This is a genomic window from Pseudomonas sp. BB438, from assembly GCF_057180225.1.
Map to the genome: position 1 here is coordinate 2593055 of NZ_CM170001.1, position 26383 is coordinate 2619437.

24 protein-coding genes are annotated in these 26383 nt (G+C 67.3%); 12 read left to right on the forward strand and 12 right to left on the reverse strand.

Going from position 1 to position 26383, the window contains the following annotated elements:
* The first annotated feature begins 159 nt into the window (after nt 1–159).
* The 3 genes from sucC (at nt 160) to brnQ (ending at nt 3994) form a co-directional block, all read left to right on the forward strand.
* Nucleotides 160–1326, forward strand: a complete 1167-nt coding sequence (gene sucC / locus AC1ZV1_RS12100; protein ID WP_017518067.1) for an ADP-forming succinate--CoA ligase subunit beta — start codon at nt 160–162, stop codon at nt 1324–1326.
* Nucleotides 1326–2207, forward strand: coding sequence for a succinate--CoA ligase subunit alpha (gene sucD / locus AC1ZV1_RS12105; protein WP_038803160.1), 882 nt, complete (start codon nt 1326–1328; stop codon nt 2205–2207). Before sucC ends, sucD begins: the two co-directional genes overlap by 1 nt.
* A gap of 473 nt (nt 2208–2680) precedes the next feature.
* Nucleotides 2681–3994, forward strand: coding sequence for a branched-chain amino acid transport system II carrier protein (gene brnQ / locus AC1ZV1_RS12110; protein WP_484296921.1), 1314 nt, complete (start codon nt 2681–2683; stop codon nt 3992–3994).
* A gap of 205 nt (nt 3995–4199) precedes the next feature.
* On the opposite strand, the gene AC1ZV1_RS12115 is transcribed toward brnQ, so the two are convergent.
* The 3 genes from AC1ZV1_RS12115 to AC1ZV1_RS12125 form a co-directional block, all read right to left on the reverse strand.
* Entirely contained in the window at nt 4200–4913 is a 714-nt protein-coding gene (locus tag AC1ZV1_RS12115) for an SDR family NAD(P)-dependent oxidoreductase (protein ID WP_484296922.1), read from the reverse strand.
* A 98-nt stretch (nt 4914–5011) separates the two neighbouring features.
* Nucleotides 5012–6595, reverse strand: a complete 1584-nt coding sequence (locus tag AC1ZV1_RS12120; RefSeq protein WP_484296923.1) for a rhodanese-related sulfurtransferase — start codon at nt 6593–6595, stop codon at nt 5012–5014.
* Nucleotides 6592–7197, reverse strand: coding sequence for a 3-mercaptopropionate dioxygenase (locus AC1ZV1_RS12125; protein WP_484296924.1), 606 nt, complete (start codon nt 7195–7197; stop codon nt 6592–6594). The genes AC1ZV1_RS12120 and AC1ZV1_RS12125 overlap by 4 nt, the downstream gene beginning before the upstream one ends.
* Before the next feature lie 113 nt (nt 7198–7310).
* Between AC1ZV1_RS12125 and AC1ZV1_RS12130 the strand changes: the two genes are divergently transcribed.
* The 4 genes from AC1ZV1_RS12130 (at nt 7311) to AC1ZV1_RS12145 (ending at nt 11696) form a co-directional block, all read left to right on the forward strand.
* Nucleotides 7311–8207 carry a LysR family transcriptional regulator gene (locus AC1ZV1_RS12130; RefSeq protein WP_484296925.1) on the forward strand — a complete coding sequence of 299 codons (897 nt, stop codon included), beginning with the start codon at nt 7311–7313 and terminating at the stop codon, nt 8205–8207.
* 248 nt (nt 8208–8455) lie between these two features.
* Nucleotides 8456–9523 (forward strand): LLM class flavin-dependent oxidoreductase, encoded by a 1068-nt coding sequence (locus AC1ZV1_RS12135; RefSeq protein ID WP_484296926.1) that lies wholly within the window; start codon nt 8456–8458, stop codon nt 9521–9523.
* 11 nt (nt 9524–9534) lie between these two features.
* Nucleotides 9535–10479 (forward strand): ABC transporter substrate-binding protein, encoded by a 945-nt coding sequence (locus AC1ZV1_RS12140; protein ID WP_484296927.1) that lies wholly within the window; start codon nt 9535–9537, stop codon nt 10477–10479.
* Between the two features lie 245 nt (nt 10480–10724).
* Nucleotides 10725–11696 (forward strand): aliphatic sulfonate ABC transporter substrate-binding protein, encoded by a 972-nt coding sequence (locus AC1ZV1_RS12145; protein ID WP_484296928.1) that lies wholly within the window; start codon nt 10725–10727, stop codon nt 11694–11696.
* 84 nt (nt 11697–11780) lie between these two features.
* Here AC1ZV1_RS12145 and AC1ZV1_RS12150 read toward each other — a convergent pair whose 3' ends face one another.
* The 8 genes from AC1ZV1_RS12150 to AC1ZV1_RS12185 all read right to left on the reverse strand — a co-directional run bounded on the left by AC1ZV1_RS12150 (nt 11781) and on the right by AC1ZV1_RS12185 (nt 20833).
* Complete coding sequence (locus AC1ZV1_RS12150) at nt 11781–12629, reverse strand: ABC transporter permease (protein ID WP_484296929.1); 849 nt, start codon at nt 12627–12629, stop codon at nt 11781–11783.
* On the reverse strand, nt 12626–13639 hold the full coding sequence (locus AC1ZV1_RS12155) for an ABC transporter substrate-binding protein (RefSeq protein WP_484296930.1): 1014 nt from the start codon (nt 13637–13639) through the stop codon (nt 12626–12628). The genes AC1ZV1_RS12150 and AC1ZV1_RS12155 overlap by 4 nt, the downstream gene beginning before the upstream one ends.
* A gap of 57 nt (nt 13640–13696) precedes the next feature.
* Nucleotides 13697–16330 (reverse strand): TonB-dependent receptor domain-containing protein, encoded by a 2634-nt coding sequence (locus tag AC1ZV1_RS12160; protein WP_484296931.1) that lies wholly within the window; start codon nt 16328–16330, stop codon nt 13697–13699.
* 121 nt (nt 16331–16451) lie between these two features.
* On the reverse strand, nt 16452–17408 hold the full coding sequence (locus AC1ZV1_RS12165) for a DUF4880 domain-containing protein (RefSeq protein ID WP_484296932.1): 957 nt from the start codon (nt 17406–17408) through the stop codon (nt 16452–16454).
* Nucleotides 17405–17911 (reverse strand): sigma-70 family RNA polymerase sigma factor, encoded by a 507-nt coding sequence (locus AC1ZV1_RS12170; protein ID WP_259755701.1) that lies wholly within the window; start codon nt 17909–17911, stop codon nt 17405–17407. The genes AC1ZV1_RS12165 and AC1ZV1_RS12170 overlap by 4 nt, the downstream gene beginning before the upstream one ends.
* Before the next feature lie 134 nt (nt 17912–18045).
* Nucleotides 18046–18840, reverse strand: a complete 795-nt coding sequence (locus AC1ZV1_RS12175) for a phosphate/phosphite/phosphonate ABC transporter substrate-binding protein (protein ID WP_484296933.1) — start codon at nt 18838–18840, stop codon at nt 18046–18048.
* Complete coding sequence (locus AC1ZV1_RS12180; protein ID WP_484296934.1) at nt 18837–19814, reverse strand: fatty acid desaturase; 978 nt, start codon at nt 19812–19814, stop codon at nt 18837–18839. The genes AC1ZV1_RS12175 and AC1ZV1_RS12180 overlap by 4 nt, the downstream gene beginning before the upstream one ends.
* A gap of 116 nt (nt 19815–19930) precedes the next feature.
* A complete protein-coding gene (locus AC1ZV1_RS12185; RefSeq protein WP_484296935.1) occupies nt 19931–20833 on the reverse strand; it encodes an AraC family transcriptional regulator in 903 nt (300 codons plus the stop codon).
* A 104-nt stretch (nt 20834–20937) separates the two neighbouring features.
* Here AC1ZV1_RS12185 and AC1ZV1_RS12190 point away from each other — a divergent pair, with 104 nt between their 5' ends.
* The 5 genes from AC1ZV1_RS12190 to AC1ZV1_RS12210 are packed head-to-tail and all read left to right on the forward strand — an operon-like array spanning nt 20938 to nt 25356.
* Nucleotides 20938–21498: a carboxymuconolactone decarboxylase family protein gene (locus AC1ZV1_RS12190; RefSeq protein ID WP_484296936.1), complete on the forward strand. Its 561-nt coding sequence runs from the start codon at nt 20938–20940 to the stop codon at nt 21496–21498.
* Between the two features lie 46 nt (nt 21499–21544).
* Nucleotides 21545–22603 (forward strand): acyl-CoA dehydrogenase family protein, encoded by a 1059-nt coding sequence (locus AC1ZV1_RS12195; protein ID WP_484296937.1) that lies wholly within the window; start codon nt 21545–21547, stop codon nt 22601–22603.
* Nucleotides 22600–23436 carry an ABC transporter ATP-binding protein gene (locus tag AC1ZV1_RS12200; RefSeq protein WP_484296938.1) on the forward strand — a complete coding sequence of 279 codons (837 nt, stop codon included), beginning with the start codon at nt 22600–22602 and terminating at the stop codon, nt 23434–23436. Before AC1ZV1_RS12195 ends, AC1ZV1_RS12200 begins: the two co-directional genes overlap by 4 nt.
* Nucleotides 23402–24601: an ABC transporter substrate-binding protein gene (locus AC1ZV1_RS12205; protein WP_484296939.1), complete on the forward strand. Its 1200-nt coding sequence runs from the start codon at nt 23402–23404 to the stop codon at nt 24599–24601. Before AC1ZV1_RS12200 ends, AC1ZV1_RS12205 begins: the two co-directional genes overlap by 35 nt.
* Nucleotides 24598–25356 carry an ABC transporter permease gene (locus AC1ZV1_RS12210; RefSeq protein ID WP_484296940.1) on the forward strand — a complete coding sequence of 253 codons (759 nt, stop codon included), beginning with the start codon at nt 24598–24600 and terminating at the stop codon, nt 25354–25356. Before AC1ZV1_RS12205 ends, AC1ZV1_RS12210 begins: the two co-directional genes overlap by 4 nt.
* Before the next feature lie 182 nt (nt 25357–25538).
* On the opposite strand, the gene AC1ZV1_RS12215 is transcribed toward AC1ZV1_RS12210, so the two are convergent.
* Nucleotides 25539–26057 (reverse strand): ProQ/FinO family protein, encoded by a 519-nt coding sequence (locus AC1ZV1_RS12215; protein ID WP_484296941.1) that lies wholly within the window; start codon nt 26055–26057, stop codon nt 25539–25541.
* Nucleotides 26058–26383: the final 326 nt, after the last annotated feature.

The window sequence follows — 26383 nt, forward strand, 5'->3', positions numbered from 1 at the left end:
GAACGGGACCACGGCGGGGAGGGCGGCAGTCTTTTGCGAGGGGCTGCCGTTCGACCCGCCGGATCGATTCTCCCCCGAGGGGGACTCGGTCACAGGTGGCGCGGTGCCACGAGCGCCGCGCCGAATGCGCAATACCCAAGACGAAAACGGTAGACAAGCATGAATCTCCACGAATATCAGGGTAAGCAGCTGTTCGCTGAGTACGGCCTGCCCGTATCCAAGGGCTTCGCCGTCGACACACCCGAAGAGGCCGCAGAAGCCTGTGAAAAAATCGGTGGTACCGAGTGGGTCGTTAAAGCCCAGGTACACGCCGGTGGCCGCGGTAAAGCGGGCGGTGTGAAGCTGGTCAAGAGCAAAGAGGACGCCAAGGCGTTCGCCGCCAACTGGCTGGGCAAGCGTCTGGTGACTTACCAGACTGACGCCAATGGCCAGCCGGTCAGCAAGATCCTGGTGGAATCCTGCACCGACATCGACAAGGAGCTGTACCTCGGCGCCGTTGTCGACCGCTCCAGCCGTCGCATCGTCTTCATGGCCTCCACCGAAGGTGGCGTGGACATCGAGAAAGTGGCGCACGAGACCCCTGAGAAGATTCTGAAGGCTACCATCGACCCGCTGGTTGGCGCTCAGCCGTTCCAGGGCCGCGAGCTGGCCTTCCAGCTGGGCCTGAAGGGCGATCAGATCAAGCAGTTCACCCACATCTTCGTTGGCCTGGCCAAGCTGTTCCAGGACTACGACCTGGCGCTGCTGGAAGTGAACCCGCTGGTGATCAAGAAAGACGGCAACCTGCACTGCCTGGACGCCAAGATCAACATCGACTCCAACGCCATGTACCGTCAGCCCAAGCTGCGCGCCATGCACGACCCGTCCCAGGACGACGCGCGTGAAGCCCATGCGCAGAAGTGGGAACTGAACTACGTCGCGCTGGAAGGCAACATCGGCTGCATGGTCAACGGCGCCGGCCTGGCCATGGGCACCATGGACATCGTCAACCTGCACGGCGGCAAGCCGGCCAACTTCCTCGACGTTGGCGGCGGTGCCACCAAGGAGCGCGTGACCGAAGCGTTCAAGATCATCCTGTCCGACAGCAACGTCGCTGCCGTTCTGGTGAACATCTTCGGCGGCATCGTTCGCTGCGACATGATTGCCGAAGGCATCATCGGCGCCGTGAAAGAAGTCGGCGTGAAAATCCCGGTTGTCGTTCGTCTGGAAGGCAACAACGCCGACCTCGGCGCCAAGGTCCTGGCCGAAAGCGGTCTGAACATCATCGCGGCGACCAGCCTGACCGACGCTGCCCAGCAAGTCGTCAAGGCCGCGGAGGGTAAGTAATGAGCGTCCTGATCAATAAAGACACCAAAGTCATCTGCCAGGGCTTCACCGGCTCGCAGGGTACCTTCCACTCCGAACAAGCCATCGCCTACGGCACCAAGATGGTTGGCGGCGTGACTCCCGGCAAGGGCGGCACCACCCACCTCGGCCTGCCGGTGTTCAACACCGTCAAGGAAGCCGTGGAAGCTACCGGCGCTGACGCTTCGGTCATCTACGTTCCGGCTCCGTTCTGCAAGGACTCGATCCTGGAAGCGGCCTTCGGCGGCATCAAGCTGATCGTCTGCATCACCGAAGGCATTCCGACCATCGACATGCTGGAAGCCAAGGTCAAGTGCGACGAGCTGGGCGTACGCCTGATCGGCCCGAACTGCCCGGGCGTGATCACTCCCGGCGAGTGCAAGATCGGCATCATGCCGGGTCACATCCACCTGCCGGGCAAGGTAGGCATCGTGTCGCGTTCCGGCACCCTGACCTACGAAGCCGTGAAGCAGACCACTGACGCCGGCTTCGGCCAGTCCACCTGCGTGGGCATCGGTGGTGACCCGATCCCGGGTTCCAACTTCATCGACATCCTGAAGCTGTTCCAGGAAGACCCGAAAACCGAAGCGATCGTCATGATCGGCGAAATCGGTGGTTCGGCCGAAGAAGAAGCGGCTGCCTACATCAAGGCCAACGTGACCAAGCCGGTGGTGTCCTACATCGCAGGTGTGACCGCACCGCCCGGCAAGCGCATGGGCCACGCAGGCGCCATCATCTCCGGTGGCAAGGGCACTGCGGACGAGAAGTTCGCCGCCCTGCAGGACGCTGGCGTGAAAACCGTGCGTTCGCTGGCTGATATCGGCAAGGCCCTGGCCGAGCTGACCGGCTGGCCGGTCAAGTAAGCGCTTCGCTGTCTTAACCGTCTGTCAACAGAGGCCACCTTCGGGTGGCCTCTGTCGTTATGGCTGCGTCTACAAAGTGTCGTTCAGGCGACATCGCCGATCATTACTCGGACGATCTGACGTATGTCAGTGCAGTTCATCGGAATAGATCGTTAGGCTAGCAACTATATGAAGCGTCGCGTTCCCCACAAGGGAAGGCCCGCTCACCGTCCATTCCTACCCGGAAGCGACGGCGATTCCTGACCGTCACGGATGACGGGATAACCAGAATGCAGGAGCAAACGGGCCACGAGCCCTTGGAAAACCTCTGCTATCGGACTTCCAAGAACAAATCACCGTACCGATGACAGCAGTATCACTGGATGCGCAGGCGTGAGCCGGTCAGTCCCGTTCGATGCGGCTTCGTCACGTCCGTACGGTAAGCGTGTCTTGGGAGACCACGAAACCGTTTCAGCACTGTGGTATTTCCCTTCATGAACGTCTTGAAAGGCCAGGACATCCTGGCACTTGGTTTTCTGACCTTTGCGCTGTTCGTCGGCGCGGGCAACATCATCTTCCCGCCGATCGTGGGTCTGCAGTCCGGTCCGCAGGTGTGGATGGCGGCGCTGGGCTTCCTGATCACTGCGGTCGGCCTGCCGGTGATCACCGTCGTGGCGCTGGCCAAGGTCGGTGGCGCAATGGACACCCTGAGCCACCCGATCGGCAAGGTCGCCGGCGGGCTGCTGGCGGCTGTCTGCTACCTGTCGGTCGGGCCGCTGTTCGCCACCCCGCGTACTGCCACCGTGTCCTTCGAAGTCGGGCTGGCACCGCTGACCGGAGAGGGCGCGTTGCCGCTGTTCCTCTACAGCCTGGTGTACTTCCTGATCGTCCTGGTGATCTCGCTGTATCCGGGCAAGCTGCTCGATACCGTCGGCCGCTTCCTCGCGCCGCTGAAGATACTTGCCCTGGCCGCGCTGGGCATCGCCGCCTTCATGCTGCCGGCCGGTCCCATCGGTGTTGCTGAGCCGGCGTACCAGACTGCCGCGTTCTCCCAGGGCTTCGTCAATGGCTACCTGACCATGGATACCCTCGGCGCGCTGGTCTTCGGCATCGTCATCGTCAACGCGATCCGTTCCCGTGGCGTGCAGTCGCCGCGGCTGATCACCCGCTACGCCATCATCGCCGGCCTGATCGCCGGGGTCGGCCTGGCGCTGGTGTACATCAGCCTGTTCCGCCTGGGGGCCGGCAGCCACGACATCGCCGCCGGTGCAGCCAATGGCGCGGCCGTGCTGCACGCCTACGTGCAGCACACCTTCGGCTCGCTGGGCAGCACCTTCCTCGCCGTGCTGATCGCGCTGGCCTGCCTGGTCACCGCCGTGGGCCTGACCTGCGCCTGCGCCGAGTACTTCTGCCGCATCCTGCCGCTGTCGTACCGCAGCCTGGTGATCATCCTGGCGGGCTTCTCGCTGCTGGTGTCGAACCTGGGCCTGACCAAGCTCATCCAGTTCTCGATCCCGGTGCTGACCGCCATCTACCCGCCGTGCATCGTGCTGGTGGCGCTGAGCTTCTGCGCCAGCCTGTGGCGTTCGCAGACCCGCATCGTCGCCCCGGTGATGGTGGTGTCCTTCGTCTTCGGCATCATCGATGCGCTCAAGGGCGCCAAGCTCGATGCCTGGATGCCGACCTGGATGGAACACCTGCCGCTGGCTGAACAGGGTCTCGCCTGGCTGATTCCCTCCGTCGCCATGCTGGCCGTGATGGTGGTCATCGACCGCCTGCTGGGCAAACCCCAGGAAGCGATGGCCTGACACACCGCCATCCACGAAAAAGCCGCCCACAAGGCGGCTTTTTTATTGTTCAGGCGATTCTGCCCATCGACAGGAATCCCTTGGACTCCGGTAATTGGAGGTGTCTTGAAGCCGTGTTGCTCGGAGCAGTTCGGGTCTAGAGGTCGGGTATGAATGAAGATGGAGAGGCTCACGCCCAGCCCCGGAATTACCCGCTATTGGCCACTCAGCGTAAGGTGTAGCCGCCGTCAGGCGAGAGTGTGGCGCCAGTCATGTAGGGGTTGCTCAGCAGGAACAGCGCTGCATCGGCAGCATCTTCGACCGTGCCGACGCGTTTGAGCAGGGTGGATTGGGCGTAGTGGGAGAAGGCGTTGTCGCGCAGTTGCGGGTCGCGGCTCTGCCACAGTTCACCGTCCAGCGTTCCGGGAGCGATGACATTGACCCGCCGCGGAGCGAGGTCGACCGCCAGCGCCCGCGCAAGGCCTTCGATGGCGCTGTTGCAGGCTGCATAGGACGCTGCGCCCGGTACAGGACGTGCTCCGGCGGCCCCGCCGACCAGCACGATGCCGGCCTCAGGCGCGAGAACGGGGAGGGCGGCCTGCACCGTCCAGTACTGCGGCCAGAACTTGCGCTCGAAGGCGCTGCGTACTTTCTCCTCGTCCTGCTCGGTGAAGCTGGCGACCTGGTAGCTGGCCGCCGGCGTGAACAGGCCATCGACGCGGTCGAGGCGGGCGAAGAAATCACGCAGCGAGGTGCGGTCGGTGTTGTCCACCGGATAGCCTTCGGCGCTGTCGCCAAGGCTCTCCACCACGCTGGCCAAGCGTGCCTTGTCACGTCCGCCGAGGATGACGTGCGCCCCCCGTTGCACGGCCAGTCGCGCGGCGCGCAGACCGATGCCAGAGGTACCGCCGATAATCACCAGGGTCTTGCCTTCGAACATGTGATTTTCCCTGTCGATGATGCTGCCGGCAGCCTGTCTGTCGGCATGTCCTGAGTAGTGCTCGGCTGCCCGAGAAAAGGCAGCCGAGCGTGCTTGGATCAGATCACGAAGAAGCCGTGGGTGCCGTCGCGGCCCAGTTGTTCCACCAGCCCGAATTCCCAGTCCAGGTAGCCCTGCATGGCTTCGCGCGGGTTGTCGGTGCCCTCGTAGGGGCGGCGGTAGCGATCGATGCGGGGAGCAGCCAGCCGGGTTTCGCCGTCTTCGGTCGGCAGGCCGGCGGCGACCCAGGCGCTGGTGCCGCCATCGAGCAGGAACACCGGCTTGTCGGTCAGCGACGCTGCGTCCGCCACGGCGAAGCGTGCCAGCAGGCTGGTGCCGCAGGTGAGTACGTAGCGGTCGGCGTCACCGAGCCCGGCCAGCGCCTGGCGCAGCTGGCTGCGCAGCGCCCAGGCGGCACCGGGGATGTGGCGCTTCACGTAGTTGGCGCTGGCGGTGAAGTCGAGCACGGCGGTACCCGGGGCACGCAGCCAGTCGGCCAGGGTCTGCGGGGTGATGGTCTCGGCCTGCGGCGTCGGCGGCAGCGGGGCGGTCCAGGCGCCGTTCTCACTGAAATCGGCGGCGACCAGGCCGTCCAGCACGGCCACCTGCCAGCCCATCTGCGCCAGCCAGGAGGCACTCATGTTGGCGCGCACACCGTCGTCGTCCACCAGCACCAGGCGTGCGCCGCGCACACTGGCGACGTGGTCGGTTTCCTGCACCAGCTGGCCACCGGGCGTGGAACGCGACCCCGGCAGGTGACCGGCTTCGTATTCCTCCGGCGTGCGTACGTCGAACAGATACGTGGTGCGTGCACCTTCGGCTTGCCACTGGCGCAGGCCGTCGAGGTCGATGCGTGCGACCTCCGCGCGATCGGCCACGGCGCGAGCGCGCTGGGCGGCGGACTGGCGAGTGGCGGCGGACACTTCGGCGAAACGTCGCGCCTGGCCGTGCTCCAGTTGTTGCCCGGCCAGCGTCCAGCCGATGGTGCCGTTGCGCAGCGCCGAGACCGGGTTGGGAATGCCGGCGTTCACCAGCGACTGGGTGCCGATGATGCTGCGGGTGCGCCCGGCGCAGTTGACGATGACGCGGGTAGCGGGGTCCGGCGCCAGCTCGGCGACGCGCAGCACCAGTTCGGCGCCGGGTACGCTGACACCGCTGGGAATGCTCATGGTCTGGTATTCGTCGAAGCGGCGGGCGTCCAGCACCACCACGTCGGCCTTGGCCTCCAACAGCGCCTGCACGTCCTCGGCGGCCAGGGACGGCGTGTGACGTTCGGCTTCGACCAGTTCCCCGAAGGATTTGCTCGGTACGTTGACGTCCTTGAACAACTCGCCACCGGCACTGCGCCAGCCGGCCAGGCCGCCTTCGAGCAGCGCGACGTCGCTGTAGCCCAGGGCTAGCAGCCTTTGCGCGGCTATTTCGGCCAGGCCTTCGCCGTCGTCGTAGACGGTGACCGGTGTCTCGCGCCGCGGCACGCGGGCATGGATCTCCAGCTCGAGCTTCGACAGCGGGATGTTGGCGGCGAACAGCGGGTGCGCCTGCGCGAAGGGATCCTCCTCGCGCACATCGAGCAGCGCCAGCTCCTGTCGAGCGAGGAGGGCCGTGCGGATGTCGTGGAAGGAGCGTTGGGTGATCTGACTCATGCGGGGTTCTCTTTCGACAGGTCCCAGATGTTGGGCAACTGGCTGTTGGAATAGCCGGAGATGAAGGGCTTCTCTTCGCCTTCGGCACTGAAAACGGCACGCCGAACGGCGCCGATGTTGGCGCCGTAGACGTGGATGCTGATGGAGGGCTGGTCGGTGAAGGCGTTGCTCACCTGGTGGATATCGCCGATGCGTGGGGACACCGCTTCCACTTCACCGGGCTCCAGGCGGTGGGGTTCACCGTTGGCCTGCAAGCTGCCATCGGCAGCGAAGGCGAATGGTTGCGAGTATTCGGCGCCGCGCAACATGCCGATCAGGCCCCAGACGCGGTGGTCGTGCACGGGAGTGCGCTGACCCGGACCCCAGACGAAGCTGACGACCGAGAAGCGTTGCTGCGAGTCGGCATGCAATAGGTACTGCTGGTAACGCTGTGGATCGGGACGGGCATAGTCCTCGGGCAGCCAGTCGTCGTGGCGCACCAGCTCGGCCAGCAGCGGAGTCGCCTGGGCGAGCAGCGTGGCTTCGTTGGAATGGGAGTCGATGAGGGCCGCGAGGTCGCCGATGAACTGGCGCAGGCGATCGAGACGCAAGGGAGCTGACATGCGGGGGATTCACTCCTGAGGGTTACGGCGTTACGGTAGCAAACGCTTTTTTATTCCTGAAATGCATTTTGAATCTAAGCTAATATGCAAGAAATGCAATTGGTGCCCAGCCCATGAAGTTCGACGACATCGATGCCTTCGTCGCGGTGATCCGCAACGCTTCCCTCAGCCAGGCCGCTGACAGCCTTGGGCTGACTCAGTCGGCCATCACCCGCCGGGTGCAGAGCCTGGAGGAGTCCCTCGGGGTGGAACTGCTCGACCGCAACACCAAGCCGCTCAAGCCCACCGCTGCCGGGCGCCGCGTATTCGAACAGTGCCTGCGGGTGCTGCGCGAGGTGGACGGCCTGCGTGAGCTGGTCGCCAGCGACACACCGCCCAGTGGCGTCCTGCGTCTGGGCGTGCCGCAGAGCATTGGCGACGTGGTCCTGCTCGAGGCCCTGCGACGTCTGGCGGACGAGTACCCCGAACTGCGTGCTCAAGTGAGCAGTGGCTGGGGCAGCCACCTGCTGGCGCGGCTGGAAAATGCTGAGCTGGATGCGGCTGTCGTGCTGTTCCCGCCGAGCAAGGTGTTCCCCGATGACTTCGGCGCGACGCCGTTGGGCCGCGTCGAGCTTTGCGTGGTCGCTGCGAAGGACAGCGACGTGCAGGCCCGGCGCCTGCTCGATTGCTACCAGCATGGTTGGGTGCTCAACCCGGACGGATGCGGCTTTCGCGCCGGCTTGCAGCGCGCTCTGGCCGACCAGGGGCTGGGGCTGCACCTGAACCTGGAAACCTTTGGCAGCGAACTGCAGCTCGGGTTGGTGGCGCAAGGCCGCGGGCTGGGCCTGGTGCCGGCGCCCGCGCTCGCCCGCAGCCGGTACCGCGAGCAACTGCGGGTGCTGGAGCTGGAGGACTTCCGACCGCTGATCCAGCTCTGGCTGGTGCGCCCCCAGCTATTAGGCAATCTGGAGACGCCGGCACAGCTGTTCGGCGCATCGGTGGCTCAGGGGTTGGACATTTCAGCGGACTGATCCGGCAGGGCGCCGCTTTGGCGTGGCGCTTCTCGTGGGGAACGAGAAAGCGGGCTGCGCAACAGGGTCAATCCTGAATATGCGTATTTGGCATATTAGGATATGACAAAAATGAATTTCCATCATTAATAACTTGCCTATAGCTTCTAAGAACAACGCCAAGCAAAGCGTTTTTCTTATAACGGAAGCCGCCAGCCTCAGGCAGCGGCGCAGGCGAGGGCAACACAGTGAGCGTGGAAATTCTCGGCATGATCACCGCCACCCCGAGTTCCGAGGTGGATCAGCCATTGGGGGATGCGGTGGATGCCGGGTTCGTCCGGCGTTTCGCCCAGGCCCATGAGGACGCCGGCTTTGACCGTGTGCTGGTCGGCTACTTCAGCAATGCCGCCGAGGGAGCGGTGGTCAGCTCGTTCGTCGCAGCGGCCACGCGCCGGCTCGGCATCCTCCTGGCCTACCGACCGGGCGTGATCGCGCCGCCGCTGGCCGCCCGCCAGCTTGCCACCCTGGACCAGTTCAGCGATGGCCGCCTGGCTCTCAATGTGGTCAGCGGTGGTAACGATGAAGACCTGGCGCGCGACGGTGACTACCTGGACCACGACCGCCGCTACGCCCGCACCGACGAATACCTGCAGGCGCTGCGGCAGATCTGGACCGCCGAGGCGCCGGTGGATTTCAGCGGCGAGTTCTACCGCTTCCAGGGGGCTTCGCCGGCCGTGCGGCCTCGGCAGGCGCCGCATATACCGATCTACTTCAGCGGCTCCTCGGAGGCCGCCATTGAGGTCGCCGCGCGGCATGCCGACACCTACATGCTCTGGGGGGAACCGCTGGCGGCCGTTGACGGCCACATCCGTCGCGTGCGTGCTGCCGCCCAGGCGCAAGGACGCGATCCGCGCTTCTCGGTGTCCTTCCGCCCCATCGTCGCGGACACCGAAGAGGCTGCCTGGAAGCGCGCTGAGGAGATACTCGAACAGGTACGCGAGAACCGCGCACGGCTGGGTCTGCCACTGAACGACCACAAACCGGAGAACGTCGGATCGCAACGCCTGTTGGCTGCGGCCCAGCAGGGCGACGTACTCGACACCCGCCTGTGGACCGGCGTGGCCCGCCTCACCGGCGCACGCTGGAACTCCACCGCCCTGGTCGGCACGCCCGAACAGGTCGCCGCGGCGCTGGGCGAGTACTACCGCCTGGGCGTTTCCACCTTCCTGATCCGTGGCTTCGACCCGCTCGGCGATGCCGTGCGCTACGGCCAGGGCCTGATTCCCGCCATCCATGAACAGATCGCCCGCCTGCCGCAACTGCGGCGCGCCGGCTGAGGAGCCTTTCGATGAACCTGAAGCAACGCCTGCGCGCCACGTTCGCCGCGCTGATCCTGGGGGCGCCGCTGGTCCAGGCCGCCGACCTGCCGACCCTGCGGGTGGGCGACCAGAACTACTACAACGTGCGCGCCTCGATGGAAGCGTCCGGAGTGCTCGAAGGCGCGCCCTACACCGTCGACTGGAAGCACTTCCAGTCCGCCGCGCCGGTGGCCGAGGGCCTGCAGGCCGGTGCGCTGGACCTGGGTTTTCTCGGTGACTCGGGCTTCATCTTCCTGGCGGCCAAGGGGGCGCCAGTGAAGCTGATCGGCATCTCGCGGCAGAACCCCGATACCATCGCGCTGCTGGTGCCCAAGGACTCGCCGGTGAAGACCATCGCCGACCTCAAGGGCAAGAAAGTCGCCTACTGGCCCGGCGCATGGAGCCAGCAATTGACCCTGCGCGCCCTGGAAAAGGCCGGCCTGCCCAGTGACTACGTGGAGTTCGTCAAGCTGATGCCCATCGATGCCGCCGCCGCACTTCCGCGCGGCAGTATCGACGCCTTCCCGGTATGGGAACCGTACATCTCGCAGCAGATCGTGTTCTCTGGCGCACGCCCGATCCTCACCGCCCGCGACCTGATGCCCGGGTTGTCGAGCATCGCCGCCAACGCCGGCTCCATCGATCCCAAGCGCGCGCAGATCGCCGACTTCCTCGGCCGCCTGCAGAAGGCTCGCACCTGGGTCGAGGCGCACAAGGAGCAATACGCCGATATCTGGGCGAAGAAGGCCAACCTCGACCAGTCCGTCTCGCGTCACTGGATCGGCCAGGCGGCGATGAGCGTCGGCCCGGTGGACCCGCAGGCGGCCGCCGATTACCAGGGCACCGCCGACTTCCTCCTGCAGACCGGGGCGCTGCCCAAGGCCTTCGATACCTCCAGCGTGATCGACACCTCGTTCGTCGGTTCCTTCCACTGAGGGGCAGGTTCACTCCTCATAAGCGACCCGCGCGCAGAGGCATGGCCCTTCTGCCGCGGGTGGTGTGCTGGCCGGCGCGCTGCCGACGGCGGTATTAGTTAAGAACCATAAATTATTTATTCGTTGTTTTTTATATCTGTAATCTCAGTCGACCGGACCGCCGGAGTCATCCCGCCTTACCTGACCTGTCCTGTGGTCCGTCCTCGCTCAGCGAGCGGCCACCCCGTATCCGAGGAGCCGTATCCATGTCCCGCCCCCTGTTCCTGCGCCGTTTCGCCGTTGGCCTGAGCGCCTCGGTCGCCCTGCTCGGTGCCTTGAGCGCGCACGCCGAAGAGACCCTGCGTATCGGCTTCCAGAAGTCCTCCACGCTGCTCACCATCGTCAAGGCGCAGGGCAGCCTGGATCGTGAGCTGGCCAAGCAGGGCATCAAGGTCACCTGGCACGAGTTCCCCAGCGGACTGCCGCTGCTCGAGTCGCTCAACGTGGGCAACGTCGACCTGTCCGCCGACGTCGCCGACACCGTCCCGGTATTTGCCCAGGCCGCCGGCGCGCAACTGACTTACTTCGCCCGTGAAACCCCGTCGCCCACCGCGCAATCGATCCTGGTACCGCAGGACTCACCGCTCAAGTCGCTGGCCGACCTCAAGGGCAAGCGTGTGGCCGTGACCAAGGCCGCGGGCAGCCATTATCTGCTGATTGCCGCGTTGCAGAAGGCCGGGCTGAAGTTCGCCGATATCCAGCCGGCGTACCTGACCCCCGCCGACGGCCGCGCCGCTTTCGAGAACCACAAGATCGATGCCTGGGTGACCTGGGACCCGTATGTTGCCAGCGCCCAGCGCCAACAGAATGCCCGCGTGCTCGCCGACGGCCAGGGCCTGGCCAGCTACCAGCGTTACTACCTGGCGTCCACCGCCTACGCCAAGGCTCACCCTGACGTGCTCAAGCAGGTCTTCGCCGAATTGCAGAAGACCGGCCGCTGGGTGAAGGAGCACCCGACCGACGCCGCGAAGGTACTCGGCCCGCTGTGGGGCAACCTCGACGTCGCCACTGTCGAGCAGGCCAACGCCCGCCGCAGCTACGATGTACAGCCGGTACGCGCCGATGGCCTTGATGAGCAGCAGCGCATCGCCGATGCCTTCTACGCGCAGGGCCTGCTGCCCAAGCCGGTGGATGCCCGCGCGGTGCCGGTGTGGCAGCCGGACGTGGCGAGCAACTGACCTCACTTTTGACCGAGCCTTTGATCTGGCCATCCTCCGGCAGTCCCGCGTGACGACTGCCGGAGGAATCCTTCCCGTGGCCCGCTAGCGGGCCGCCCGTCCGTACCCCTGCGTCACCCGGTCGATCACCACGGCCAGCGCGACGATCGCCAGGCCCGCTTCCACGCCGCGGCCGACATCCAGGGTCTGGATGCCCACCAGCACATCCTCACCAAGACCCCGTGCGCCGATCATCGAGGCCACCACCACCATGGACAGCGCCATCATCACTGTCTGGTTCAGCCCGGCCATCAGGCTCGGCAGCGCCAGCGGCAGCTCCACGTGGCGCAGCCGCTGCCAGCGGTTGGCACCCAGGCAGCGCGCGGCTTCGCGCACCGACGGGTCGACCTGGCGCAGGCCCAGGTCGGTGAGGCGGACCAGCGGCGGCAGGGCGTAGATCAGCGTGGCGAAGATCGCCGGCACCTTGCCCAGGCCGAAAAGCATCAGCACCGGGATCAGGTAGACGAAGCTGGGCAGCGTCTGCATGACGTCCAGCAGCGGCATCAGCACGCGGCGGGCGAGGGGCCGGTACGCCAGCAGCACGCCGAGCGGCACGCCGATGAGCACGCACAGGCCGGTGGCGACCAGCACCAGGGCGCAAGTCTGCAACAGCTTGTCCCAGAGTCCGACCACGCCGATCAGGAACAGCAGCGCCACCAGCAGCAGGGCGCGCTTCCAGCTGCGCCCGGCGTGCCAGGCGAGCAGCCCGAGCAGCGTCAGCAGCAACCACCAGGGCGGCAGGCGCAGCAGGTTCTCCAGCAGCGTGACCAGTTGCAGCAAGCTGTCGGAGAGCTGCCGCAACTGGTCGCCGTAGTTCAACACCAGGCTGTCCACCCACTGGTTCACCGGCGCGGCGATGGAGTGATGCAGCCCCTGGGGAAAGCTCGAACTCACAACGCGGCCTCGACCTTGCCGCGCACCTCGTCGCTGACCCAGGGGTGCCAGACCTGCGGGTTGGCCCGGAGGAATTCACGGGCGGCTTCGCGCGGCGGCTGGCGCGTCTCGCTCATCTTCGCCAGGGAAGCGTTGAGCAGGCCGATGGGGAAGTCGACCTTCTCGAACACCGCGACCAGCTCCGGGTAGTCCCGGTGGAAGGCGGCCGAGACGCCCACCGACAGCCGCGCCGGCATTGAACGGGTGCCGCGCGGATTGGGATTCTTCGCGTCGCTCAGGGTCTTCCAGGCCTCGGCGTCGAACGGCGGCTCTTCCAGGCGCACCAGCTTGTAGCGGCCCATCAGCGGGGTGGGCGACCAGTAGTAGAACAGCACCGGCTTGCCACGGCGGATCGACGAGGCGATCTCGGCGTCCAGCGCCGCGCCAGAGCCGGTGCGGAAGTTCGTGAAGCTGTCCGTCAGGCCGTAGGCCTTGAGCTTCTGCGAGTTGACGATTTCCGAGGTCCAGCCGGTGGGGCTGTTGAGGAAGCGGCCCTTGTCCGGCGATTCCGGGTCGCGAAATACCTCGTGGTAGCGCGGCAGGTCGGCCACCGAACGCAGGTCCGGCGCCAGGGGCGCGATGCCGCGCGCGGTGTCGCCCTTGATCACGTACTCGGGTACCCACCAGCCTTCGTCGGCGTGCTTCACCGTGTCGCCCAGGCCGAACACCTTGCCTTCGGCCTGCGCCTTGACCCAGGCGGGGCTGCGCCCGGCCCATTCCTCACCGATGACCTGGACGTCGTTGCGCGCCAGGGCCGCTTCCAGGCTGACGGTGCTGCCGGGCAGGGTGTCGGTGGGGTAGCCGTAGCCCTGTTCCACCAGCACGCGCAGCACCTCGGTGATCAGGCTGCCGCTTTCCCAGGTGAGCTCGCCGAAATGAATGGGGGCTCTCTCGTCGGCGGCCTGGGCCCCGGCGGCCAGCAGGCCGAGGGCGAGGGCGGCGCCGCCGAACCAGCGTTTGAACGATTGCATGCAGGGTTTCCTCGTGGCAGGTGAAGGTGCGGGCGTGCCAGGGCACGCCCGTTGCGATCAGAAGTCGTAGGTGAGCTTGGTGTAGTAGAAGGTGCCTTCCGGCGCGGCTGGCGACAGGTAGCTGTACTGCTGCGCCGGGGTCTGGCGCAGCTGGTCGTTGTACTTGTCCGGGCGGCTGTCGAAGAGATTGTTGGCGCCTACCGAGACCTTCAGGCTGCGGTTGAACGCGTAGTTCAGATCGAGGTCGGTGACCCACTGCGCGGAAAAGGTCTGGTCGTACTGCGACGCGCTGGCGTCGGCGGCGTACTTGCGGTAGCGGCCGAAGCGGGTCTCGTAGAGGCTGAAGGTCCAGGGGCCGACGCTGTGCACGGCGCCCAGCACCAGCTTGTCCTCGGGGTAGCCGTGTTCCAGGTAGCCCTCGGATTCGCGGGTGACGGTGACGAAGCCGTTGGGGTTCTCGTGGATCTTCTGCACCCGCGTGCGGGTCTTGGTGTAGCCGGCGGAGAGCGCCAGGTTGCCGTAGCCGCCCAGCTCCAGGTTGTACTTGCCGACCACGTCCACGCCGCGGGTGCGGGTGTCGGCGGCGTTGGTCATGAACTGCGCCCAGCTGTACTGGCCGTAGCCCGCCTCGGTGAGGATGCGCTCGGCCTCGGGGCCGAAGATGCCGCCGCTGTAGAGGATGCGGTCGCGGATATCGATCTGGTAGGCGTCCACGGTCAGCGACGCCTGCTCGCTGGGCCGCCATACCACGCCCAGGGAGTAGTTGTCGGATTTCTCCGGCTTGAGTGGCTGTGCGCCGAGGGCGCGCGCCGCCGGGTTGTCGACGGGCAGCATGCGGGTCAGCACCGGGTTGCCGTCGGCGCCGACGTTGGTGGTGGTGGTCCAGGAGGTACCGATCTGCCCGAGGGTGGGCGCGCGGTAGGCGTTGTTGATGGTCGCGCGCAGGCCCAGTTGCGGGGTCAGTTCGTAGCGCGCGGAGAGCTTGCCGGTGGTGGTGTCGCCGAAGTCCGAGTAATGCTCGGTACGGGCGGCGAGGCCGAACTGGAAACGCTCGGTCAGCTGGTTCTCCAGGCCCAGGTAAAGGCCACGGACCTGGCGGGTATAGGTGGCGGCATCGTCCGGGGTCAGCCCCGATGCCTGCACTGCGCCGACCTGCACGCCATCGATGCCGCCGAAGGAGTACGAGGCGAAGTCGCCGTCCTCCAGGCGATAGCGCTCGTCGCGCCAGGCCAGGCCGGCGGACAGGGTCAGCGGCTTGAACGCCCAGTCGACGGGGACGTCGCGGCTGTAGTCGAAGTTGAGGTTGGTCTGCTCGTTGGTCAGCGTGGCGACGTCGAAGCTGGTCGGGCTGGCCACGCCGTAGCTCGGGTTGACGGTGTCCGAGGCGCGCTCGGTGTGCCGGTCGCGGCCATAGGTGGCGGACAGGTCGAAGCGCCCGAGGGCTTCGTCGTCGTAGCGCGAGCCGAGGGTCAGCGAGGCGTCCTCGTAGTGATAGCGGTACTGCGGGATGGTGCCGTTGGGGTAGATCTCCGGCACGTTGTTGGGACTGCTGGCGAGCAGCGGCGGCGTGTTGTTGTACGAGGTGTCGCGGCCGAAGGTGCCGAAGCTGTAGAGGCGCCAGGCGTCGCTCAGGCCCACCTCGCCGTTGGCCGCCAGGTTGAACTTCTCCCGGCTCGCGCCGCCCCAGCGCGGGTCCTGCCGCTGGCCGTCGGCGTAGTACGTCTCGCCGATGTCGTCGGGCTTGTTGTTCAGCCCGTTGAAGCTCAGGGTGAGGAAGCCGTCCCCGGGCAGCGCCAGGCCGTACCAGCCGTCGGCGGACTTGCCGAAGCCGTCGCCCTGGCTGTACTTGCCCAGTTGCGCGGTGGCCTGGCCGCCACTGTCGCGCTCCTTCAGGACGATGTTGATGACTCCGGCGATGGCGTCGGAACCGTACTGGGCCGACGCGCCGTCGCGCAGCACTTCGACGTGGTCGATGGCGCTGATGGGGATCATGTCCAGGTCCACCGATTGTGCGCCGATGAAGGGCACGCCGCCGGAGATGTTCACCACCGCCGAGGCGTGCCGGCGCTTGCCGTTGACCAGCACCAGGGTCTGGTCCGGCGACAGCCCGCGCAGCGACGCGCCCTTGGGGTCCTGGCCGCGGGTGGCGCTCTGGTTCTGCGGGAAGTTGAACGAGGGCAGCAACTGGAACAGCGCCTGGTTGAGACTGGTGGCGCCGGTCTGCACCAGCTCGCTGGCGTCGATCACGTCCACCGGCGCGCTGCTGGTCAGCGCGGTGGCGTCGTGGCGACGGGTGCCGATAGCGACCACGCGGTCCAGCGTCGGCACAGCCGATTGCGCCGCCGCGCCGCTGGCCTGTTGAGCGCCGCCCGCCGCCTTGCGAACGACGAAGGCGCCGTCCTCGCTGACCTGCAGCTGCAGGCCGGTGCCGCGCAGCGCCGCGTCCACCGCCTGTTGCGCGGAGTAGGTGCCATCGACCGCCGCCGAGGAATAGCGGCCCACGTCCGGGGTGAAGGAAATCACCTGGCCGCTCTGCCGGCTGATCGACAGCAGCACCTCGTCCAGCGGCCCGGCGGCGATGTGGTAGGCCTGCGACGGCTCGGCGGCCAACGCCGAGCCGAGGAACAGGGCGGCGAGCGAACCCAGGGCGAAGGCCCCGGCCTTGCGAGTGAAAATGGAATGACGCGACATGACTCCCCCAGAGGATGCGCCGCAAAGGGCGGCGCTTACGTCATCTCTGTGCAACGGCCCGCGGGAACCTTGCAGATCGATTGGTTATGTCGTTAGAACCGCACCGGCAGCGCGCGCGACGTCAGGCCGGGCCGACGCTCACCCACAGGTCCGTGCGCCGCGCGACGCGAATCGGCAGGGTGCGGGCGAGGGCGTCCAGCGCCTGGTCGCTGTCGTCCAGGCGGAACAGCCCGCTGACGCGCAGCCCGGCCACCGCCGGATCGACGCGCAGTACGCCGCTGCGGTAGGCGCGCAGGGCGTCGAGTACCTCCGCCAGGGGCTGGTTGCGCACCTCCAGCAGGCCGTCCACCCAGGCGCCTTCGCCACCCAGCAGGGGCGTTGGCCGGGCGAAGGCATAGCGGTCGAAACTCACCTGCTGGCGACGCGGCAGTTGCAGGCGCTCGCCGGCCTGGGTGGCCAGGTCCAGCGCGCCGTCCAGCGCCAGGGCGGTGCAGCGCTCTTCGCCGAGGCGCATCTGCAGCCGGCCGCCCTGGCTGAGCACCTCGCCGAATGAGCTGGTGACCAGCATCGGACGGCGGTCGCCGGCCACCCGCAGCTGGATTTCCCCGCGCCGCAAGTGCAGCACGCGGCGCTGGCCGGTGAAGTCGATGTCCACGGCGCTGCGCGCGTTGAGCACCAGCTCGCTGCCGTCGTCGAGGCTGACGCGCTGGCGCCGGCCGGTGGCGGTGTGCAGGTCGGCGCTCAGCTCGTCCAGGGGCAGTTGCCGTTGCGCGAGCAGCCCGGCGCCGAGCATGACGCCCGCGCCGACCAGCGCGCCGCGCAGCAGACGCCGGCGGCTGGCCCCGGCGGCGCTGAGGGTGCGCTGCAATTGCTCGCCGCGCACCCCCTGGGCCTGGGCCACGCGGAAGGCGCCGAGGGTCTGCTCCAGCCGTTCGCAGAGCTGCTGGTGACGCGGGTCGCGTTCGCGCCAGGCGCTGAAGGCTTCCCAGTCTTCGCGGCTGGCCTGGCCCGAGCGCAGCAGCACCAGCCAGCGGGTGGCCTGCTCGATCAGCAGGGCCTGGTGTTCTTCCGGGCTCATGACAGGCTCGCCTTGAGGCAGCGTTGCAGGGCCCGGGTCATGTAGTCGCTCACCGAGCGCTGGGAGATGCCCAGGGTGCGGGCGATTTCCGGGTAGGTCAGGCCGTCGATCTGCGACAGCAGGAAGGTCGCCTTGACCTTGGCCGGCAGGCCGTCGAGCAACTGGTCGATGCGTTGCAGCGCCTCCAGCAGTTCGGCGATCTGCTCCGGCGAACGCTCGTCGGCGGCCTCGGGGTCGAGACTCTGCAGGTAGGCGCGCTCCAGGTCGCGGCGCCGCCAGAGCTGGAACAGCAGGCGGCGGGCGATGGTGGTGAGCAGTGCGCGGGGCTCGCGGATCGGCGCCAGCACGGGGCTTGCCAGCAACTGGACGAAGGTTTCCGCCGCCAGGTCCTCGGCGCTGGCGCCGGACTCCAGGTGCCGGCGCAGGCGACCTTGCAGCCAGTCGTAATGCTGGCGGAACAGCAGGCCAACATACTGGCCATGGGAATTGTCAGCACCGGACATGACGGCTCCAGAAACGTGAGTGATGCGGGGGAGTCCGGTGTTCCGGTGGAGGCATCCTAGCAAGGCGTCTTATTCTTTAAAAATAGCTTTGTAATAGATATTTATAACCAAAATACGGAGCTGCGCAGGGGCCTTCACTGGCCGGGATGCAGCGCCGCCAGGCCCCGCTCGGCCGCCTCGCGCTCGTAGTCCAGCAGCACCTCGTAGTCCGCCTCGGCAGCCGGCAGGACGCGGCGAATGCGCAGCGCGGCGCGCACTTCGGGCTGCTGCTCCAGGGCCAGGTTCAGGGCCTCGCGGATCTCCCTCGCCTGCGCCTCGCCGGCGCCGGTGATGTAGGGCAGGGCAGGGCTCGGCGCGCTGCGTTGCAGCAGGCGGACGCCGCTGGTTTCGCCGGGCGAATGCAGGGCCAGATAGGCGAAGGTGACGCTGTCGATCGCGACCAGGTCGACGCGGCCTTCGCGCAGCCACGCCAGGCTCTGGCGATGGCTGCCGCTCCAGTGCAGTTCGCCGAAGTAGCGGCTGCCGCGCTGCCAGGGGGCCAGGGCGTGGCGCAGCAGGTTCATGCCGGTGTTGGAGTCGGGGTTGTTGGCCGCGCCGCGGCAGCCGCGCAGGGTGTCGAGGTGGTGGCGCGGGTCGTCTTCGCGCACCAGCAGCAGGCTGCAATGCTCACCGCCGGCGCTGTGCGGCAGGTCGAAGTCCGGCCGGCCGACCAGCCGCACCCGGCCGCGCAGTGCGGTCATCAGGGGATAGCCGCAGGTCTGCGTGAGGAGCAGTTGCGGGGCCAGGAACAGCGCATGCAGGTCGTTGCCCTGCCACGGCTCGCGGTGCACGCCAAGCAGCGCCAGGGTGCGCGCGATCCAGGCGTCGCTGGCCTCGCGGACGACGTCCGGCGCCGTGTACATCGGCAGTTCGGCCAGGGCCCGGGTCATGCGCTCGGCTCCGTGGCGGCAAAGGGGTGGCGGGGGCTGTCCACCGGCCGCACGGCGTGGCGGCGGATCAGTTCACCGTAGCCGCGCACGAGGAAGCCGCCACTGCGTTGCAGCCAGTAGTCGCGGTGCGCGAGGTACAGCTGCGGCAGGCGATACCAGGGCGCCCAGGGCAGGTCGTGGTGGACCAGGTGCAGGTTGAGGTTGAGGAACAGCCAGCGCCACGGCCAGCCCGCTTCGTTGAGCACGCTGCGTTGCTCCGGCGCGGCGGCGGGGCGGTGCTCGTAGAAGGAGCGCAGCATGCCCAGGGCCAGCGCCGGCACGCTGACCCAGGCGATATAGTGCAGCGCCGAGAGCGCGCTGAAGTGCGCCACGAAGACCAGCAGCGCCGCGCACAATGCCCCGTGGATCGACCACATCCGCCACGCCTGGCGATCGCCACGCCGCAGGCGACGGCCTTCTTCGACGGCGAGGCCGCAGAGGGCGATGGGCGCGCCGATCAGCAGCCGCCCCAGCAGCGTCTTGTCCACCCAGCGCAGCACGCGCGCCGGCGCGGGCAACCGCTGCCAGCCGGCGTGGCCGATGTAGCGGCTTTCCGGGTCGACGCCCGGCAGGGTCAGGTGCTCGTCGCGGTGGTGCGCCAGGTGGCTGTCGCGGTACAGCGGGTAGGGGTACCAGAGCGCGTAGGGCATGAAGCCCAGCAGGGCATTCAGGTGGGGCAGGCGCGTCGGGTGGCCATGCATCAGCTCGTGCTGCAGCGACATCCACAGCGCCACCAGGGGAACCAGCAGCGCCGTGGTCGGCCACACGCCGAGCCAGGGGCTGGCCAGCAGCAGCGCGAACCAGCCGGCCTGGACGCCGACCAGCAGCAGCCAGGTGGGCCATTCGCCTGATCCCAGGCGGTCGCGTTCCAGGGCGGCGCGCAGTGGGGCCCAGTCGGGTGTCGGCAGGGCATCGGCAAGCGGGGCAGGTGGCATGAAAGCTCCAGACAGTTCAGAGGGCTCGGACAGAGGTCCGCTGACGTATCTGTGGCGCGACGCGTGGAAATCTTGCAGATCATTCGGGCATAAGGTTATGCCCGGCGCCGGGCGGCCTAGTTCGCCGCGCGGCGGAAGGCGCCCGGCTGCTGCCCGGTCGCCTTGTGGAAGGCGCGGGTGAAGGCGGCGATGGACTGGTAGCCAATCGCCGCGGCGACTTCCGCCACGCTCTGGTCGGCTCTCAGCAGTCGACACGCCTGGCCCATGCGCAGGGCCAGCAGCACCTGGCCGGGCGACTGCCCGCAGGTCTCGTTGAAGCGCTTGAAGAAGGCCGAGCGCGACAGCCCGGCGCAGGCCGCCATGTCTTCCAGGGTCCAGGGCAGTTGCGGCTGCTGGATCATCTGCTCCAGCAGGCCGGCGAACTGCGGCTGGCGGGCAAGGGCGACCAGCCCGCCGAGGGATGGGTTGGCCACGACCTGCTGGCGCAGGACGTAGAGGAACAGCAGGTGACTCAGGCGTTCGAGCATCTGCTGGGACGGTGCGGGCTGCCGCCGGCACTCCTCGAGGATCAGCTCGAACAGGCTGCGCGCGGCGCGCTGGGACGGCTCCTCGGCGCGCAGCACGAGGAAGGCGGGCAGGGCATCGATGATCAGCGCCGACAGCCCGGAGTCGAAGTGGAAGAACCCGCAGACCAGGCCCACGCCATCCTCGGCCTGCCATTCCAGCGCGGTCATGCTCTGGCGTGGCTGGCAGGCCGCGGCCTCGGCGCTGGCCTCGTTGGACAACCGGTACGGCACGTCGCGCAGGATGAACACCGCATCGCCGCTGTCCAGTCGGCAAGGTGGCTCATTATCGAGATGCAACCAGCAGTGTCCCTGCACTACCAGGTGGAAGCTCGCCCGTGCCAGACCATGGGTCGAGGCGTGCCAGCCGCCGCAATAGCGCCCGACATGGAACAGGCTCGCGCTCAGTTCAAGGCTGTCTAATAACCAATCAACCAGGGGGCTGGACGAAATCATCTAATGGAAAGACTCATGAGCAAGTGATAGCGACTTTAGAATATTGAATGGATTTCTTATTACCAACAGACTTTTTCGACACCCCCATTCAACGGAGTCGAACCATGTCCCGCCTGCCCATCCAGACCCTCGACAGCGCCCCGGAAGCCGCCAAACCCTTCCTCGAGAATGCACTCAAGGGCTCCGGCTTCATCCCCAATCTGCTGGGGGTTCTGGCCAACGCGCCGGCTGCCCTGGAAACCTATGTGACCGTTTCCGGCCTCAACGGCAAGTCCGACCTCGGGCTGCCGGAGCGCGAGGTAGTGCAGTTGATCGCCGCCACTACCCACGGCTGCGACTTCTGCGTCGCCGGGCATACCGCGGTGGCCTACAACAAGGCCAAGCTGCCTGAGGACGTCATAGCCGCCCTGCGCGAACAGCGCGAACTGCCCGATGCCCGCCTGGAAGCCCTGGCCGCTTTCACCCGTGAATCCATCGCCACCCGTGGCGCGGTCAGCGATGCGAGTCTGACCGCCTTCCGCGCCGCCGGCTTCAGTGACGGCAACGCGCTTGAAGTGCTGCTGGGCATCAGCCTGGCGACCCTGTGCAACTTCGCCAACGTGCTGGCGCAGACGCCGCTGAACCCGGAGCTGGGCCGCTACCGCTGGGAAAAGGCCACCGCCTGATTTCGTGTGACCGGGCGGCCCGCGCCGCCCCTGCAAGGAGAGCGACATGCTCGACCCGACCCTGAGCCGCTGGCTCGACGAGCACGCCGAGGGCCTCGACCTCGGCCATACCGATCCGCAGAGCGTGCTGCCGCAACTGGCCGCTGCCGGCCTGTTCGCCATTGGCGTGCCGGCAGAACGCGGGGGCAGCGGCGGCAGCCTGCTCGATGCGATCGACGCCATTGCCGACGTCGCCGGCCATTCCCTGACCGCCGCCTTCGTCTTCTGGGGGCAACGCGCCTTCATCGAATACCTGCTGCAGAGCCCCAATCGCGAACTGGGTGATCGTCTGCTCGGCGAATTGCTGGATGGCCGCCTGGCCGGCGCCACCGGGCTGTCCAACGCCATGAAGTTTCTCTCCGGCATCGAGAACCTGCAGGTGGCCGCGACGCCTGCTGGCGATGCCTGGACCCTTGACGGCCGCCTGCACTGGGTGACCAACCTGCGCAAGGGCCGCTTCGTGGTGGCCGCCGCCATCGAGCGGCCGGGCGAGCCGCCGCTGGTGGCGGCCATCGCTTCCGACAGCGCCGGCCTGACCCGTTCTGACGACCTGCAACTGCTCGGCCTGCAGTCGAGCAACACCGCCGCGCTGGATTTCTCCGCCGTCGAACTGCCCCGCGAGTGGTTGCTGCACGACGATGCCCGGCAGTACCTGCCGGCCGTGCGCCCGGCCTTCCTCGGCCTGCAATGCGCGATGACCGTCGGCCTGACCCGCAAGGCCCTGGACGCCGTGCGCAGCCATCTGAGCGACCGCCGCTCGGTGCTGCGCGAGGAGGAACAGCGCCTGAGCGGCGAACTCGATCAGCGTGTTGCCCAACTTCGCGCCGGGCTGCTGGACGGCACCTTCCTCACTGAGCCGGCCGCGCTGTTCCGACTCCGCATCGGCCTGGCCGAAGGCGCGGCCGCGGCGGTGCAACTGGAGCTGCAGGCCAGCGGCGGCAAAGCCTATCTCAGCGAGTACGGCGCGGCGTTCGCCCGGCGCTGGCGCGAGTCGGCCTTCGTGCCGATCGTCACGCCCAGCCTGGTGCAGCTACGTGCTGAACTGCAGAAGCAGGCGCGCGCATGACCGAGGTGATCCTGCAGGCCAGCGACGTCGCCCTGGGCTATCCCGGCGACAGCGGTTGGCGCAGTGTGCTCGAAGGCTTTGCGCTGGCGCTGGCGCCGGGGGAGGTGGTGTCCATCCTCGGCCCCAGCGGCGTCGGCAAGTCCAGTCTGCTACGCGTGCTCGCCGGATTGCAGAAGCCAGCCGCCGGCACCGTGCGGTTGCTCGGCCAGCCCATCGACGGCCCGCACCCGCGCGTCGCCGTGGCCTTCCAGGACCCGAGCCTGTTGCCCTGGCTGAGCCTGGCGAAGAACGTTGCCTTCGGCCTGGACTTCGCTCGCCAGCCGAAGATCGACAAGGCCACGCTGCAGCAGCGCGTGGACGATGCCATCGCCGCGGTCGGCCTGAGCCATGCCCGCGACTTCATGCCGGCGCAACTGTCCGGCGGCATGGCCCAGCGCACCGCGCTGGCGCGCTGCCTGGCGCGGCAACCGCAGGTGCTGCTGCTCGACGAACCCTTTGGCGCGCTGGACGAAGTCACTCGCGCCGACATGCAACAACTGCTGCTCGGCGTGATCCACCAGCGGCGTACCGCCGCCGTGCTGATCACCCACGACATCGACGAAGCCCTGCTGCTTTCCGACCGTATCCTGCTACTGGGCGACACCCCGGCGCGGACGTTGGGCGAGTGGCGCATCGACCTGCCGCAACCCCGTGCGGAGCTGGTCGAGGAACTGGGCGCGCTGCGTGTCGAGATCCTCATAACCCTACGGCGGGCAAGCCGCACCCACGCAACTATCCCTTCTGCGCAGGAGCCTGCCCATGTGCCTGGACGACCCCACACACTCTCGACGTGACATCCTCAAGCTCGGCGCGCTGCTGTCCGCCGCCGGCGCACTGCCGCTGCTGACCAGCCTGCAGGCCCGCGCCGCCAGCGAGCCGGATGCTCCGGTGCGCATCGGCTACCTGCCGATCACCGACGCCACCCCCTTGCTGGTAGCCCACGCCAACGGCCTGTTCGACGCCGAAGGCATCAAGGCCGAACGCCCTGTGCTGCTGCGCAGTTGGGCGCAGGTGATCGAGGCGTTCATCTCCGGTCAGGTCAACGTCATTCACCTGCTGTCGCCGATGACGGTCTGGGCGCGCTACGGCAGCAAGGTGCCGGCCAAGGTGGTGGCCTGGAACCATGTCGGTGGCTCGGGCCTGACCGTGGCGCCGGACATCGGCGACGTGAAGCAGCTGGGCGGCAAGACCCTGGCGATCCCATTCTGGTATTCGATCCACAACGTGGTGCTGCAATCGCTGCTGCGCGACAACGGCCTGCAGGCCGTGAGCAAGCCGGCCAACGCCGCGCTGGCCGCCCACGAGGTCAACCTGGTGGTGCTGCCGCCGTCGGACATGCCGCCGGCGCTGGCATCCAAACGTATCGCCGGTTACATCGTCGCCGAGCCGTTCAACGCCCTGGCGGAGAACCTCAAGGTCGGGCGCATCCAGCGCTTCACCGGCGATGTGTGGCGCAATCACGCCTGTTGCGTGGTGTTCATGCACGAGCAGGACCTGAACAACCGGCCGGAGTGGTCGCAGAAGGTGGTCAACGCCATCGTCAAGGCGCAGTTGTGGACGCGCGACCACCGCGCCGAAGCGGCCCGGCTGCTGTCCAAGGACGGTGAGAACCGCTACACGCCTCATGCACCGGACGTGCTCGGTCGCGTGCTGGCCCCGGCGGCCGGCGAACGCCAGCAGTACCTGGCCGACGGGGCGATCCGCCATGCCGATTGGCACGAGGAACGCATCGACTTCCAGCCGTATCCGTTCCCCAGCTACACCGAGGAGCTGGTGCGCCGCCTGAAGGACACGCTGATCCAGGGCGACAAGGGCTTCCTCGCTGCGCTGGAGCCGGCGCAGGTGGCGAAGGACCTGGTCGACGACCGCTTCGTGCGCAACGCCCTGGCCGGCGTCGGTGGCCTGGGCGCCTTCGGTTTCCCGGACAGCTTCGAGCGCAGCGAGGAGATCAGCACGTGACACCCGTTGTCCTTTCCACCCGTCGCCACTGGGCGCTGGGCCTGGCCGGGCTGCTCGCGCTGCTCGGCCTGTGGTGGCTCGGCGTGCGCCTGTATGGCGGCGATGGCCTGGGGCAGTTGTTCTCGCCCCAGGCCACCTTCACCAGCCTGGGCGAGCTGCTGGCTCGCCCGGAGCTGTACGAGCATGTGCTGGTGAGCCTGAAGCGGGTGCTGCTCGGCCTGCTCCTGGCGCTGGCCGTGGGCGTACCGCTGGGCCTGCTGGTGGGGGCCTCACGCCATCTGGAAGCGGCTACCACGCCGGCCTTCCAGTTCCTGCGGATGATCTCGCCGCTATCGTGGATGCCCATTGCGGTGATGCTGATGGGGGTGGGCGACTCGCCGATCTACTTCCTGCTGGCCTTCGCCGCGGTCTGGCCGATCCTGCTCAACACTGCCGCCGGGGTGCGCCAGCTCGACCCGCGCTGGCTGCAGTTGTCGAAGAGCCTGAGCGCTACGCCGTTCGAGACGCTGCGCAAGATTATCCTGCCCGGTGTGCTCGGCCACGTGCTGACCGGAGTGCGGCTGGCCATCGGCATCCTCTGGATTGTCCTGGTGCCCTGCGAGATGCTCGGCGTCAGCGCCGGGCTCGGCTACTTCATCCTCGACACGCGGGACCGCCTGGCCTACTCGGAGCTGATGGCCATGGTGCTGTTGATCGGTGTGCTCGGCTTCGCTCTGGACGCGCTGGCGCGCAGCCTGTACCGGAGGCGCGGCTAGCACAGCTGCGCAGTGACGCTTGCGGGGGGCTTGACTGACGCTGCCGGGACAGCCTGCCGTGCCGGCGGGGCCTCCGGCCAGTTAGCCCGCGCGCTCACTGAGCGCGAGGGCTGACGCTCACTCACGCCCGGCCCGGCCAGTGCGTCGACTCGCAGCTGACCGGGGACAGGCTGTGATGGCGCTCAGTCAGCAGGCTGTTCCGCTGTGGCATCGGTGGCATCAGCGGCGGGAGACGACGCTTGTGCCTTGGACTTCGCACGGGCTTTGCGGTCCTGACTGCGCTGGCGGGCAGCCTGGTTTTTCGCATGCAGCGCCTGGGCGGCTGTCACAGTGCCGGCGGGCTGGCCATTCAAGTCCAGGCGCGGTGCATTTTCCACCATGCTTGCCCAGTAGCGAACGCCTCGGCACCAGGTGGCGATGCCCAGCTTGAGCTGCTCAAGGGTGATGCCGAGCTGCTGCAGGTGTTGCTCGGCGTCCTTGAGAATGCCTTCCTTGAGCGGAACCTTGGGGGCCGGATTGACAGGGAAGGCCAGTGGGAAATGCTTCTGCAATCTCCAGATCGCCTCCACTGCGGGATCCTGCTCACGAGGCTTTGCCTGAGGCGAGGACTTGCGCTGTCGGTGCTTCGCGCTGTCGGCTTTGGCCTGCTCTTTTTCAGCCCGCAGGCGGTCACGTAGCACAGCTAGTTGTTCAAAACCCATCGTTCAATTCACAGCTTCTAGGTTGATTGCGTAGCGCAAGGGTATTCGATGTATCCCTTGGGATCACCTGTCTCAGCAAAAATCGCCTCTGATTCGATGGCTTCTCGATGGGCGGGCCGGGTCGGAAGGGGGGAGTGTGGCGCTCCAATATCAACTGTTCACTGGCCGGCCTACGCGCCATGGCGGTGCATGTTATCTCGACCCGAAGCCCTGGGTGCGCCCGCTCAGTTGACCCACTACCGCTCGCTGCAAGTACCTGACGCCGCTCCCTCAGGAGGCCAGGAACCCCCAGTGCGGGAGAGGGGATCGCCTCCATGGCGGCTGTG

Coding starts and splice junctions, on each gene's coding strand:
- AC1ZV1_RS12170 (WP_259755701.1), bottom strand. CDS start 17,911: ATGTCCGGTGCTGACAATTCCCATGGCCAGTATGTTGGCCTGCTGTTC.
- AC1ZV1_RS12135 (WP_484296926.1), top strand. CDS start 8,456: ATGATCACCGCCACCCCGAGTTCCGAGGTGGATCAGCCATTGGGGGAT.
- sucD (WP_038803160.1), top strand. CDS start 1,326: ATGAGCGTCCTGATCAATAAAGACACCAAAGTCATCTGCCAGGGCTTC.
- AC1ZV1_RS12190 (WP_484296936.1), top strand. CDS start 20,938: ATGTCCCGCCTGCCCATCCAGACCCTCGACAGCGCCCCGGAAGCCGCC.
- brnQ (WP_484296921.1), top strand. CDS start 2,681: ATGAACGTCTTGAAAGGCCAGGACATCCTGGCACTTGGTTTTCTGACC.
- AC1ZV1_RS12120 (WP_484296923.1), bottom strand. CDS start 6,595: ATGAGTCAGATCACCCAACGCTCCTTCCACGACATCCGCACGGCCCTC.
- AC1ZV1_RS12185 (WP_484296935.1), bottom strand. CDS start 20,833: ATGATTTCGTCCAGCCCCCTGGTTGATTGGTTATTAGACAGCCTTGAA.
- AC1ZV1_RS12205 (WP_484296939.1), top strand. CDS start 23,402: ATGTGCCTGGACGACCCCACACACTCTCGACGTGACATCCTCAAGCTC.
- AC1ZV1_RS12140 (WP_484296927.1), top strand. CDS start 9,535: ATGAACCTGAAGCAACGCCTGCGCGCCACGTTCGCCGCGCTGATCCTG.
- AC1ZV1_RS12180 (WP_484296934.1), bottom strand. CDS start 19,814: ATGCCACCTGCCCCGCTTGCCGATGCCCTGCCGACACCCGACTGGGCC.
- AC1ZV1_RS12145 (WP_484296928.1), top strand. CDS start 10,725: ATGTCCCGCCCCCTGTTCCTGCGCCGTTTCGCCGTTGGCCTGAGCGCC.
- AC1ZV1_RS12155 (WP_484296930.1), bottom strand. CDS start 13,639: ATGCAATCGTTCAAACGCTGGTTCGGCGGCGCCGCCCTCGCCCTCGGC.
- AC1ZV1_RS12165 (WP_484296932.1), bottom strand. CDS start 17,408: ATGAGCCCGGAAGAACACCAGGCCCTGCTGATCGAGCAGGCCACCCGC.
- AC1ZV1_RS12200 (WP_484296938.1), top strand. CDS start 22,600: ATGACCGAGGTGATCCTGCAGGCCAGCGACGTCGCCCTGGGCTATCCC.
- AC1ZV1_RS12160 (WP_484296931.1), bottom strand. CDS start 16,330: ATGTCGCGTCATTCCATTTTCACTCGCAAGGCCGGGGCCTTCGCCCTG.
- AC1ZV1_RS12115 (WP_484296922.1), bottom strand. CDS start 4,913: ATGTTCGAAGGCAAGACCCTGGTGATTATCGGCGGTACCTCTGGCATC.
- AC1ZV1_RS12125 (WP_484296924.1), bottom strand. CDS start 7,197: ATGTCAGCTCCCTTGCGTCTCGATCGCCTGCGCCAGTTCATCGGCGAC.
- AC1ZV1_RS12215 (WP_484296941.1), bottom strand. CDS start 26,057: ATGGGTTTTGAACAACTAGCTGTGCTACGTGACCGCCTGCGGGCTGAA.
- AC1ZV1_RS12175 (WP_484296933.1), bottom strand. CDS start 18,840: ATGACCCGGGCCCTGGCCGAACTGCCGATGTACACGGCGCCGGACGTC.
- AC1ZV1_RS12130 (WP_484296925.1), top strand. CDS start 7,311: ATGAAGTTCGACGACATCGATGCCTTCGTCGCGGTGATCCGCAACGCT.
- AC1ZV1_RS12195 (WP_484296937.1), top strand. CDS start 21,545: ATGCTCGACCCGACCCTGAGCCGCTGGCTCGACGAGCACGCCGAGGGC.
- sucC (WP_017518067.1), top strand. CDS start 160: ATGAATCTCCACGAATATCAGGGTAAGCAGCTGTTCGCTGAGTACGGC.